Origin of the sequence: Bradyrhizobium aeschynomenes (genome assembly GCF_013178945.1) — a bacterium.
Taxonomy (GTDB): domain Bacteria; phylum Pseudomonadota; class Alphaproteobacteria; order Rhizobiales; family Xanthobacteraceae; genus Bradyrhizobium; species Bradyrhizobium aeschynomenes.
This window is the reverse complement of record NZ_JABFDM010000001.1, coordinates 968,840-981,081: the sequence shown is the minus strand read 5'-3', so window position 1 is coordinate 981,081 and position 12,242 is coordinate 968,840. Positions and strand designations below refer to the sequence as shown.

The following is a 12,242-nucleotide window of genomic DNA, read 5'->3' as shown; positions in this document are numbered from 1 at the left end:
GGAGTCCCCTGGAGACCGGCGCTCGCGTTCCGGCCTCAGGGTTCGAGCGCGGACCGCCAGCTCGAGAAAATTATTTTAGAGCCCGCCTGCGCGGATTAACCGCGGGGTGTGCCGCATCCCAATCGTGCATATCGGCCGAAATTGGGGCAAAGGGGCCCTTGGCGCTCCTACCGAGGTGCTATAGTCCCCGTTCAGGAGAACTCCTGATCGTTACAACCGTCTTTTGCGTTCACACCGGCTCGATCCATTAACGCTGTTTCTCGAAGATTTTTTGGGAGGCCCAACACCCTCGTGCGCGTGCAGACCCGTCATGTGATCTACGTGCAGGGCTACGATCCTCGGGGCCTTGCGCAGTACTATCGCATGTTCCGCACCGAGCTGCGCAAGTTTGGCCGCCTGTACCAGTTCGCAACCACGATCAGCCGTCCTCACAGCCGAACGGATGACGAGATCACGTCGTGGTCGATCGAGACCAGCACCGGCGACATCAGCGGCCCCGGCTGGACCACCCGAACAAACTACGACTTCCTCCGTTTCGAGGATTTCATTCAGAGCGATCTGGCCGCACCGATCTGGCGGATCGTGCTGCAGGCGGTTTGGATCTATCTGCGGCTCGTGGCGCACGGCACCATCGCGCGGTTCTGGAAAGCCAACTGGCGCTTTGCCACCTTCATCACCTGGCCGCACATCATCCTGCTGCTGGAGGCGACCGCCTGTGCTGCGATCGGCTTCGGCGTCAGCAGCGGCCTCGACGCGATCGGCGCCCCCGTTCTTCTCGGCTGGATCGCAGGCGCCGCGACGTTCGCAGCCCTGCTCTGGGCTGCGCTGCGTACATTCGAAAACCAGACTTACGTCCTATATCTACTGTGCGACACGATCTGGACCTGGCAGTTCGCCCACCGCCAACGCCCCGAATGGGACGCGCGCATCGACCGGTTCGCGCGCTACCTGACCGAGGTCGCAGCTCGCAGCGAGGCCGATGAGATCGTCATCGTCGGCCACAGCTCAGGCTCGTTCCTCGCCGCGGAAATGCTGGCGCGCGCCTTGAATCTCGATCCTGCGCTCGGCCGTCACGGTCCGCGACTGCTGCTGCTGACGCTCGGCGGCAATTTTCCCATCATCGGCTTTCATCGGGCGGCCGGCGATTTCCGCGATCATCTGCGCCGGTTGGCGATCGAGCCTTCAGTCGACTGGATCGACTGCCAAGCGCGCAAGGACGTGATGAACTTCTTCCAGTTCGATCCGATCACCGCGCACGGCGTCGAGGTCGGCGACACCAGGCGCAATCCGACGATTGTGCCGGTTCGCTTTCGCGAGATCATCCGACCCGCCCGTTACAATGCGTTTCGCTGGCAGTTTTTCCGCGTCCACTTCCAGTTCGTGATGGCCAACGAAAGGCCGCATGCCTATGACTTCTTCATGATCGTGTGCGGGCCGATCCCCTTACGCGAACGCATGGCTCGGCCGGCAGCAGCGCTCGCCATCGCGACCGCAACCGATTCTGCATCGCGGGAAAAAGCCTGGACGGAGCTGGTCTCTCCGGTCTATTGCGGAGCCGCGGCTGCCGTCGATTTGAGCAGCTCCATGGAACCTCTGGTACGCCGCCGAGGTTGAGGTCTGACGTGCAGGTACCCTTTGCGGGCTTGCCATCTTGCGCCGGGTTGGCTTTAAGACGCGCTTTGGTGTAAAGCTTCTCGGAACTGCGGGTTTTTGGAAGTGCCCATTCTCCTCAGGGGATGGAACTTAAGCGCTTGCAAAAGCTGGTAAAACTGACTTGGCTGAACGACTTGGCGATCTTGGGCGACAAACGAGGACGGCAAGGCCACCAAGAGTGACTTACATCACATAGATCGATCCAAATGCCGGCTAGGGTCCGGTCTGCGGCCTCGATCCGCGCGGATGTGACCTTCAAGGCTTCAGGTTTCGCCGCCCGTTACGATGAACCTCTCAGACGTCGGCCCTTGAACCCGACCTGCAAAATTGGAATGTCACCGTGACCACATTTAGTAAGACGCCGCTTCTCGACACCATCAAGACTCCGGAAGATCTGCGCCGGCTGAAGGTCGAGCAGGTCCGGCAGGTCGCCGACGAACTGCGCCAGGAGACCATCGACGCGGTCTCGGTGACCGGCGGCCATTTCGGCGCGGGTCTCGGCGTGGTCGAGCTGACCACGGCCATCCACTACGTGTTCGACACCCCGCGCGATCGTCTGATCTGGGACGTCGGCCACCAAGCCTATCCTCACAAGATCCTGACCGGGCGCCGTGACCGCATCCGTACGCTCCGCACCGGCGGCGGCCTCTCCGGCTTCACCAAGCGCGCCGAGAGCGACTACGATCCGTTCGGCGCCGCGCACTCCTCGACCTCGATTTCGGCTGGCCTCGGCATGGCCGTCGCCCGCGACCTCGCAGGCGGCAAGAACAACGTCATCGCCGTGATCGGCGACGGCGCGATGTCCGCCGGCATGGCCTATGAGGCGATGAACAATGCCGGCGCGATGAACTCGCGCCTGATCGTGATCCTCAACGACAACGACATGTCGATCGCCCCGCCGGTCGGCGCCATGTCGGCCTATCTGTCGCGCCTCTACTCGGGCAAGACCTACCGCACGCTGCGCGATGCAGCGAAGCAGCTGGGTCAGCATCTGCCGAAGGTGATCGCCAACCGCGCCAGCCGCGTCGAGGAATATTCCCGCGGCTTCATGATGGACGGCGGCACGCTGTTCGAGGAGCTCGGCTTCTATTATGTCGGCCCGATCGACGGCCATAACCTCGACCATCTGCTGCCCGTGCTGAAGAACGTCCGCGACATGGAGACCGGCCCGATCCTGGTCCACGTCGTGACCCAGAAGGGCAAGGGCTACTCGCCAGCGGAAGCCGCCGCCGACAAGTATCACGCGGTCGCCAAGTTCGACATCGCCACCGGCACCCAGGCCAAGGCCAAGCCGAACGCGCCGGCCTATCAGAACGTGTTCGGCCAAAGCCTGGTCAAGGAAGCCGAGAAGGACGACAAGGTCGTCGGCATCACGGCCGCCATGCCCTCCGGTACCGGCATCGACATTTTCGCCAAGGCGTTCCCGAAGCGCACCTTCGACGTCGGCATCGCCGAGCAGCACGCGGTGACCTTCGCCGCCGGTCTCGCCGCCGAAGGCTACAAGCCGTTCTGCGCGATCTACTCCACCTTCCTGCAGCGCGGCTATGACCAGATCGTCCACGACGTCTGCATTCAGAGCCTCCCGGTGCGCTTCGCGATCGACCGCGCCGGCCTGGTCGGCGCCGACGGCGCCACGCATGCCGGCTCGTTCGACAACGCCTATCTCGGCTGCCTGCCGAACATGGTGATCATGGCGGCCTCCGACGAGGCCGAGCTGGTGCACATGGTGGCAACGCAGGTCGCGATCAACGACCGGCCGAGCTCGGTGCGCTATCCGCGCGGCGAGGGTCGCGGAGTGGAGATGCCTGAGGTCGGCGTTCCCCTTGACATCGGCAAGGGCCGCATGATCCGCCAGGGCAAGCAGGTCGCGCTGCTGTCGTTCGGCACCCGCCTCGCTGAGTGCGAGAAGGCGGCCGACGAGCTCGCCGCGCACGGCCTGTCGGCCTCGATCGCCGATGCGCGCTTCATGAAGCCGCTCGACGAGGAGCTGGTGCTGAAGCTCGCCCGCGAGCACGATATCCTGATCACCATCGAGGAAGGCTCGATCGGCGGCTTCGGCTCGCACGTCATGCAGTATCTGTCCGACCAGGGCATGCTGGACGGCGGCCTGAAGATGCGCACGATGGTGCTGCCGGACGAGTTCCAGGACCACGACACGCCCGCGGCGATGTACGCCCGCGCCGGCCTCGACGCCAAGGGCATCGTCCGCAAGGTGTTCGAAGCGCTCGGCAAGGACTACGCGACCGAGGCCGTCAAGCTCGCCTGAGGCGGGCTCGGCTGGCCGTCATCGGTGAACCATGAAGATCTATCTGGCAGGACCCGACGTTTTCCTGCCGGATGCCGTTGAGATCGGCCGGCGGAAGGTCGCCATCTGCGACCGCCACGGCCTGATCGGCCTTTATCCCCTCGACAACACCGTCGATCTCGCCTCGCCCGACGCCTCGCGCCAGATCTTCCATGGCAACGAGGCGATGATGGACGACGCCTGTGCCATCATCGCCAATCTCACGCCGTTCCGCGGCCCCGGCGCCGATGCCGGCACGGTTTACGAGCTCGGCTACATGGCTGGATCGGGCAAGCTGTGCTTTGGCTATTGCAACGATCCCGCTGTCTATGCCGAGCGCACCCGGCGCTTCACGTCGGTGAGCGAGCAGGACGGCCGGCTGGTCGATGCTGACGGCCTGACGGTCGAGGATTTCGGTCTCCCTGACAATCTGATGATGATCCACGCGCTCGACCTGCACGGCTCACCATTGGTGTTGCCACGCGAGCGGCCGGCGGATGTGTGGCATGATTTGTCGGCGTTCGAGGAATGCGTGAAGCTGGCGGCCCAGCGGCTGGGCGCGGAATCGTAGGGTGGGCAAAGCGACGCCGACAGGCGACGCATGCCCACCGCGCATCCGCGGCCTCGGTCAACATGGTGGGCACGGCGCGTCAATTGCGATACGAGCTTGCGGCGAGAGCGATGCACGCGCCTTTGCCAACCCTACGCAGCTCGCCATGAGGTCCGATCTCGCCACGTCGTCCCGGCGGAAGCCGGGACCCATAACCACAGGACGTTGTATTGGGCAAACGCGTCGTTGCCAGCTTCCTACAAACTACGTCCTGTGGTTATGGATCCCGGGTCGGCGCTCCAACGCGCGATGCGCGTTGGAGCTTGCCCGGGACGACACCGGAATTGGGGCGCGAGCCCCGCAACTCATGACTATCGATCAGACAAATGCCCCCTCCCCGCAAACGCGCTGACATCCTCCTGGTCGAACGTGGCCTGTTCGAGAGCCGTGCGCGGGCGCAGGCGGCGATCGAGGCGGGGCTGGTGTTCGCCAATGACAAGCAGGTCGGCAAGGCCTCCGAGAGCATTCCCACTGATGCGGTGCTGGACGCCGAGCCGGCGCATCCCTGGGTGTCGCGCGGCGGCGTCAAACTCGCGGCGGCGCTGGAGCATTATGGCGTCGAGGTGGAAGACCACGTGTGCCTCGATGTCGGCGCCTCCACAGGCGGCTTCTCCGAGGTGCTGCTGGCGAATGGCGCGGCGGTCGTGTTCGCGGTCGATGTCGGCCGCGATCAGTTGCATCCGTCGCTGCGCCAGCACCCGAAGCTCGTCTCGATGGAGCAGACCGACATCCGCAGTTTCGAGGGCAAGCGGTTGCCGCAGCGTCCGGACGTGGTCGTGATCGACTGCAGCTTCATCTCGCTCAAGGCGGTGCTGCCGGTGGCGCTGACGCTGGCGGCCTCGCCGATGAGCCTGCTGGCGCTGATCAAGCCGCAATTCGAGGCGCAGGGGAAACACGGCAAGGGCGGCATCATCAAGGATGCGGCCGTCCATCAAGCCGTCTGCGAGGATGTCGCCGCCTTCGCCGCCTCGCTCGGCTGCAGCGACATCGAGATCTTCCCGTCATCGATCAAGGGCGGCGACGGCAACGCCGAATTCTTCCTGGGAGCGCGCCGCCATGGTTGAGCGTCTCGTCATCGACCATGTCGGCCATCGCGGCGACGGCGTGTCGCTGTCCTCGGGCGAGGCGCTGTACGTGCCCTACACGCTGGCTGGTGAAACCGTGGAGGCGGCTGCCGTTCCCGGCCACCCGGATCGCCGCAAGCTGCTCTCGGTGGAGACCCCGAGTGCGGAGCGAACCGCGCCGTTCTGCCCGCATTTCGGCGTCTGCGGCGGCTGCGCCGTCCAGCACTGGATGCCGGAGCACTATCGGTCCTGGAAGCGCAACATCGTCACGGAAACGCTACGGGCCGCCAAGGTCGATTGCGAGGTGGCTCCCCTGATCGACGCGCACGGCGCCGGCCGCCGCCGCGCCACCTTCCACGCGCGCATGGGGACACACGACATCCTGCGGGTGGGCTTTTCCGCGGCGAACAGTCACGAGATCGTCCCGATCGACCGCTGCCCGATCCTCGATCCCGCGCTGGACGGTGCGCTGGAAGCGGCGTGGGCGCTGGCGGAGGCGCTGAAGCCGACCGGCAAGCCGCTCGACATCCAGGCCACGGCAACCCGCAACGGGCTCGACATCGACATCCGCGGCTCCGGCCCGCTGCCGCCGCCGCGGGTCGCGGCGCTGTCACGCCTTGCCGAGCAGCATGGCCTGGCGCGCCTGACGCGGCATGGCGAGCTGGTGCTGATGCGCAATCCGCCGGTCGTCACCATGGGCACGGCGCAAGTGACCTTGCCGCCGGGATCATTCCTGCAGGCCACCGTGCAAGGCGAGGAGACGCTGGCGCAGCTGGTGATGGAGCGCGTCGGTAAGGCCAAGCACGTTGCCGACCTGTTCTGCGGCGTCGGCCCGTTCGCGCTGCGGCTCGCCGCGCGTGCGCGCGTCATCGCGATGGACAATGACACCGGCTCGATCGCAGCGCTGCAGAAGGCGGCCGGCACGCCCGGCCTGAAGCCGATCAAGGCGGAGGCGCGCGACCTGTTCCGGCGCCCGCTGATGCCGCCGGAACTGCACGACATCGACGCCGTCGTATTCGATCCGCCGCGCCAGGGCGCGCAGGCCCAGGCCAAGCAGCTGGCTGCGAGCAAGGTGCCGGTGATCGTTGCGGTGTCCTGCAACGTCACGACGTTCGCGCGGGATGTGCGGATGCTGCTCGACGGCGGCTACACGCTCGAGACTGTCGTGCCGGTCGACCAATTCCGCCACACGCCGCATGTCGAGCTGGTGGCACGGCTGGTGCGGTGAGCCGACGCCCTATCCGCTCTCGCTACCTGACCACGCTGACCTTCACCGGCGCGACACCGGTGTTCACCATGCCGAGCGCCTGCGCAGCCGAGTAGGAGACGTCGACTACCCGTCCCTGTACGAACGGCCCGCGATCGTTGACGCGCACCACAACGGAGCGACCGGTCTTGACGTTGGTCACTTGCAGGCGGGTGCCGAATGGCAGGCTGCGATGCGCGGCCGTCAACTCCGAGGGATTGAAGCGCTCGCCGCTGGCGGTCTTCTGGCCTTCCGAATAGTAGCTGGCGAGACCTGACGCGGCGGAATGCGCCGCAGGCGGACTGAATTCGGCATGCCGCACGCGGACCAGCGATTCCGGCGCCGTCTCTGGGCGCTGAACCGGGGGCCGAAGCTCGGCGGCGGCCTGTTTCGCCGACGCTGGGGAGCGCGCCTGCCGAACAGCCGAGGACTGCGCGCAGGCGGCCAGCGAAGCTGCCGCGGCACAGACGAGGGCCACTCTCAGGAGCTGACGGGAGAGCCCCGAGGTCCCGGCCTGAATGATGGAATTGTGCGCGTCCTGCCGTTCGCGACGTTCTGTCCGGTCGATGATACGCATGTTCTGTGCGCCTCCGCCTCACCCGGTCATGGTCGCGGCCCAATCGCGGCGGCACGGTGGCAAAGAGAGCTTTGGCGATCTGCAACTCCTGGTTTTTGCCTTGCTGTGGCTCAGCAGCCACAGGCGAGCTGAGGCAGAGGCGCCGCGGCGTTTTCCACACAATATCGAGCTACCCACAGGGCCGGAGGCACGCATGCAGGAGCCAATGCTCACACGGATCGTCGACGAACTGGCCGATGTGCCGGGGCTGGGCGCCATCGCGCTTGGCGGCTCGCGCGCGCGCGGCACGGCCAGCGCCGGCTCCGACTACGACATCGGGCTGTACATCGCCCGCGGCGCGGCGCTCGATGTCACAGCCCTGCGCACGGCCGTGCGGCGCCTCGTTGGCCAATCCCGGCCGGTCGAGCTGACGGAGGTCGGCGGCTGGGGGCGATGGATCGTCGGCGGCGGCCGGCTCCAGATCGACGGAGTGAAGGTCGACCTGCTATATCGGCCGATCGACGCGGTCGATCGGGTCATCGACGACTGCCGGAACGGACAGATCGACATCGACTATCAGCCGGGTCATCCGCATGGCTTCGTGTCGGCGATCTGGATGGGCGAGGTCGCGCTCTGCCGCGTGCTGCACGATCCCACCCTGCAGTTGGCCGAACTGAAGGCACGCTGCACGCCCTATCCGCCCCGCCTGGCCACGGCGATCATCGCGCGCTTCCAATGGGAGATCGGGTTCAGCATCGACAACGCGGCGCTTGCCGTTGCGCGCGGCGATCGCACGCACATCGCCGGATGCGCCTATCGTGCGCTCGCCTGCGCCGCCCAGGTGCTGTTTGCCCGCAATGCGCGCTATCTGATCAATGAAAAAGCCGCGCTCGCTGAAGCCGCGACGCTGCCCCTGACGGTGAACGATCTGATGGCGCGGGTGGAGCTGATCTGGCAGGCGATCGGCAGCGGCGCCCTGAGCGCCGCGATCGATGGCCTACGCGCGCTCGGAACCGACCTGACCAGGCTCACGCCTCGGGACGCGCCGGACTGACGGCGCGGCCACGGACCGCTCACCGCCCCCAGCGGTCCTGCCAGATCTTCTCGCCGATCATGCAGGACACCCGCGGCTCCTTGCCGGTATCGTCGGCGACGGGCACGAAGCGCGGCGGAGGTGCGCGTCCGGCGACCTCCATCAGCAGCTTGGTGCGGATGGCGTCCTTGAACTCATCGCGGCTCTTGATGGTGACGACGAACGAGCCGCGGCCGCCGGTGACGCAATCCCTGTAGTAGAGATCGAGGTTCTCGATATCCATCGTCGAATAGGACGGCTCCTTGACCATGATCGGCAGGCCGTTGATCGTGATGCCCTTGTTGACGGCCTCGTCGCGCGCCATCGCGACCGGCGAGCCGTTGTTGTTGGGCCCGTCGCCGGAGATGTCGATGACGCGGCGCAGGCCGCGGTACGGGTTGTCGTCGAACAGCGGCATCGCGAAGTAGATCGCGCCCGAGATCGAGGTGCGCGAGGCCCGTCGGATCGGCGTCTTCATGATCTCCGCGGCGACGGCGTCGGCAGTCTCGGGTCCATCGATCAGCCGCCAGGGGATGATCATCTTCTGATCGCTCGATGCGGCCCATTCGAAGTAGGTGACGGCGATGCGGCCATGCAGCCCGTTCTTCAGTGCCTGCAAGAACTCCCGCGAGCTGAGCGCCTGGGCATAGCCTTCGCGCTGGATCGCAAGCTCGTCGAGGTCCATCGAGTAGGAGACGTCGACCGCGAGGATCAGCTCGACGTCGACGGACGCCTCCTTCTCGCTCAGCTGCTGCGCCGCCTTCGCGCCCGGCGCCGCCGCGACGGTGGCGACGTCGCCGCCGGCCAGGGCGCCCGCCATACACGCCATCCCGATCGAGATCCACCAGCGCATATGCTGCCCTCCAATCGCGTCACATGATGGTGACACGCAATGCGCACACAGCAAAGCGGGAACGCGCGCATTCATTCACATTCCAGTTAGTCCCAGGGGATCACCTGCGGGCCCGCTGGTCCGACGCCACGTGCGCCCTTCGACCAAAAGCGAGCAGCCCGTGGTTTCCCGGAGTGACGAGAGGCTGTATTGTGGCGTGTCCGCCGCATCAGGAACACAGGCGCGCTGCTCACATGAACGACGCCGTCACCAAGCCGAAGACGAGGGTCCGCACCAAGGTCGAGCGTCCCCGGCTCTACAAGGTCATTCTGGTCAACGACGACTTCACGCCGCGTGACTTCGTCGTGATGATCCTGAAAGCGGAATTCCGCATGACCGAGGACGAGGCCTACAAGGTCATGATCACGGCCCATAAGCTCGGGGTGTGCGTGGTGGCCGTTTTCACCCGGGACGTCGCCGAGACCAAGGCGACCCGCGCGACCGACGCCGGCCGCGCCAAGGGATACCCGCTGCTGTTCACCACCGAGCCGGAGGAGTGAGCGCCGGACTAATTGCCTTCGTCGCGCAGCCCGAACACGCGCTGCTCGGTCGAGAGGCCGGCGATCGGGAATTCGCCGAGATCGGTCCAGAGATCGGTCATCGACTCCGGACAGGCGCCGGCAAAGGCCTCGGAGGCAACCACCGTCCTATTCAGCTTTGCTGCAATCTTCTCCAGCCGTGCTGCCAGGTTGACGGCAGGACCGATGCAGGTGAAGTCGAGCCGGTTGCCGCCGCCGATATTGCCGTAGAGCAGCCGGCCGACATGCAGCGCGACGCCGAAGCGGAAGCGCTCCCCGGCGCCGCCAGACGCATATTCGAGCGCGTCCACGCGAGCCCGCGACGCCCGTGCTGCCGCCAGCACGCGCGCGCAGACCTCGGTGGGATCGCCGCCACGCCGGCGAAACGGGAACACGGCGAGCAGGCCGTCGCCCATGAACTTCAGCACCTCGCCGCCCTGCTCGCGGATCGGCTCCACCTGGCAGTCGAAATAGTGGTTGAGGATCTCCACCACGTCCTCGGCCGGCAGGCGATCGGACAACGGCGTGAAGCCGCGCAGGTCTGACAGCCAGATCGCCGCGTCCATCGCATCGGTGTGGCCGCGGCGGATCTGGCCGCCAAGGATGCGCTCCCCCGCGCTGTTGCCCACATAGGTATCGAGCAGCATCGAGGCGGTCCGCCGCAGCGTGATGATCTCGGTGTAGCGCGCCAATGCCGGCATCAACGAGCGGATGGCGTTCAGATGCGCGTCGGTGAAGCCGGCGGGAGATTTGGTGGTCCAACTCGAGGCGTGGACTGCGCGGTCGATGAATGTCAAAGGCAAAGTGAGATAGTCGGTGACGCCCTCGGCGCGCAGATCCATCAGGATCGGAAAACGCTCGGACTCGGGTGCACGCGGATCGGCCCTGAACTCCGCCCCCTGCTCGAACACGCGCGCGAGCGGACTGTCCCGATAGACCGGGCTGCTCTCGAAGCCGAAAGCGACCGTGCCCATCTCGACCTCAGCCCCCTGCCGCCAGATGAAGCTGCGGCCGGCGATGTCAGGATGAAGGGTGCGGACGAACACGCCGACCCGCCACAGCGGGATGCCGAGGTCCACCAGTCGCGCGCAGCATTCGGCCATCATCTCGCTCGGCGTCGCCGCGGAGCGCGCGCCGTCGACCAGCCAGTCCCTGATGTCCTGCAGCGTGGAGCTGTCCATAGCCGACATTAGGCGAGCCGCATGACAACAGCAAACGGCCGCAACGTTGAACGGCTACCCGACCTGGCCGCGATGGCGCAGCAGGTGGTCGGCGAGCACGCAGGCCATCATCGCCTCGCCGACCGGGACGGCGCGAATGCCCACACAGGGATCGTGGCGGCCCTTGGTCAGGATCTCCGTCTCGTGGCCTGAGCGATCCACGGTCTGGCGCGGGGTGAGGATCGACGAGGTCGGCTTGACGGCGAAGCGCAGCACGATCGGCTGTCCCGTGGCGATGCCGCCGAGGATGCCGCCGGCATTGTTGGAGAGAAAGCGCGTCCCGTCATTGGCCGAGCGCATCTCGTCGGCATTCTCTTCGCCGGTCAGCTCGGCCGCGCCGAAGCCGGCCCCGATCTCGACGCCCTTGACGGCGTTGATGCTCATCATCGCCGCGGCCAGATCCGCATCCAGCTTGCCGTAGAGCGGCGCGCCAAGGCCCGCCGGCACGCCCTCGGCCACGATCTCGAGCACCGCGCCGATCGACGAGCCGGACTTGCGGATGCCGTCGAGATAGCTCTCGAAGAACGCCGCCTTGTCCTTATCGGGACAGAAGAACGGATTGCGCGCGACCTCGTCCCAATCCCAATTGGCGCGATCGATCTTGTGCGGACCCATCTGCACCAGCGCGCCGCGCACCTTCACGTCGGGCAGGATCTTGCGCGCGACGGCGCCGGCCGCGACCCGCGTCGCGGTCTCGCGCGCCGACGAGCGGCCGCCGCCGCGATAGTCGCGCAGGCCGTATTTCGCCTCGTAGGTGAAGTCGGCATGCCCGGGCCGGAACTTGTCCTTGATCTCGGAATAGTCCTTCGAGCGCTGGTCGGTGTTCTCGATCAGCAGCGCGATCGGCGTGCCCGTGGTGACCTGCGCGCCGGTGTCCGGATCGGCCATGACGCCGGACAGGATCTTCACCTGGTCGGGCTCCTGCCGCTGCGTGGTGAAGCGCGACTGGCCCGGCCGGCGGCGATCGAGATCGACCTGGATCTCCTCCGCAGTCAGCGGGATGCGTGGCGGACAGCCGTCGACCACGCAGCCGATGGCCACGCCATGGCTCTCGCCGAAGGTGGTGACGCGAAACATGTGGCCGAAGGTGTTGAAGGACATGATCTGATCTACCAATCGGGGGAACC

11 protein-coding genes are annotated in these 12,242 nt (G+C 66.2%); 7 read left to right on the top strand and 4 right to left on the bottom strand.

The genetic code is table 11. The features are described from left to right. Positions 1 to 291 precede the first annotated feature (291 nt). The 5 genes from HL666_RS04445 (at position 292) to HL666_RS04425 (ending at position 6,839) form a co-directional block, all read left to right on the top strand. On the top strand, positions 292 to 1,614 hold the full coding sequence (locus tag HL666_RS04445) for a lipase family protein (protein ID WP_172180090.1): 1,323 nt from the start codon (positions 292 to 294) through the stop codon (positions 1,612 to 1,614). A gap of 379 nt (positions 1,615 to 1,993) precedes the next feature. Next, a complete protein-coding gene (gene dxs / locus HL666_RS04440) occupies positions 1,994 to 3,919 on the top strand; it encodes a 1-deoxy-D-xylulose-5-phosphate synthase (protein WP_172133289.1) in 1,926 nt (641 codons plus the stop codon). Between the two features lie 31 nt (positions 3,920 to 3,950). After that, entirely contained in the window at positions 3,951 to 4,508 is a 558-nt protein-coding gene (locus HL666_RS04435; protein ID WP_172133290.1) for a nucleoside 2-deoxyribosyltransferase, read from the top strand. Between the two features lie 365 nt (positions 4,509 to 4,873). Further along, positions 4,874 to 5,611, top strand: coding sequence for a TlyA family RNA methyltransferase (locus tag HL666_RS04430; RefSeq protein WP_172110663.1), 738 nt, complete (start codon positions 4,874 to 4,876; stop codon positions 5,609 to 5,611). Continuing rightward, complete coding sequence (locus HL666_RS04425; protein ID WP_172180088.1) at positions 5,604 to 6,839, top strand: class I SAM-dependent RNA methyltransferase; 1,236 nt, start codon at positions 5,604 to 5,606, stop codon at positions 6,837 to 6,839. The genes HL666_RS04430 and HL666_RS04425 overlap by 8 nt, the downstream gene beginning before the upstream one ends. A 22-nt stretch (positions 6,840 to 6,861) precedes the next feature. Here the strand turns inward: HL666_RS04425 and HL666_RS04420 are convergent, their stop codons facing one another. Continuing rightward, a complete protein-coding gene (locus HL666_RS04420; RefSeq protein ID WP_172180086.1) occupies positions 6,862 to 7,434 on the bottom strand; it encodes a septal ring lytic transglycosylase RlpA family protein in 573 nt (190 codons plus the stop codon). A 28-nt stretch (positions 7,435 to 7,462) separates the two neighbouring features. On the opposite strand from HL666_RS04420, the gene HL666_RS04415 reads away from it, so the two are divergent. Next, entirely contained in the window at positions 7,463 to 8,467 is a 1,005-nt protein-coding gene (locus tag HL666_RS04415) for a DUF4037 domain-containing protein (RefSeq protein ID WP_246741444.1), read from the top strand. A gap of 19 nt (positions 8,468 to 8,486) precedes the next feature. Here HL666_RS04415 and HL666_RS04410 read toward each other — a convergent pair whose 3' ends face one another. Continuing rightward, positions 8,487 to 9,338 (bottom strand): DUF1194 domain-containing protein, encoded by an 852-nt coding sequence (locus HL666_RS04410; protein WP_172133294.1) that lies wholly within the window; start codon positions 9,336 to 9,338, stop codon positions 8,487 to 8,489. A gap of 233 nt (positions 9,339 to 9,571) precedes the next feature. Between HL666_RS04410 and clpS the strand changes: the two genes are divergently transcribed. Next, a complete protein-coding gene (clpS, locus tag HL666_RS04405; protein WP_172110667.1) occupies positions 9,572 to 9,877 on the top strand; it encodes an ATP-dependent Clp protease adapter ClpS in 306 nt (101 codons plus the stop codon). Positions 9,878 to 9,885: 8 nt separating this feature from the next. On the opposite strand, the gene HL666_RS04400 is transcribed toward clpS, so the two are convergent. Both HL666_RS04400 and aroC read right to left on the bottom strand, forming a co-directional pair. Continuing rightward, the gene (locus tag HL666_RS04400; protein WP_172180084.1) at positions 9,886 to 11,076 is read right to left on the bottom strand and encodes an adenylate/guanylate cyclase domain-containing protein; all 1,191 of its coding nucleotides are present in this window, start codon (positions 11,074 to 11,076) and stop codon (positions 9,886 to 9,888) included. A gap of 54 nt (positions 11,077 to 11,130) precedes the next feature. Beyond that, positions 11,131 to 12,216 (bottom strand): chorismate synthase, encoded by a 1,086-nt coding sequence (gene aroC, locus HL666_RS04395; RefSeq protein ID WP_172110669.1) that lies wholly within the window; start codon positions 12,214 to 12,216, stop codon positions 11,131 to 11,133. Between the last annotated feature and the right edge of the window lie 26 nt (positions 12,217 to 12,242).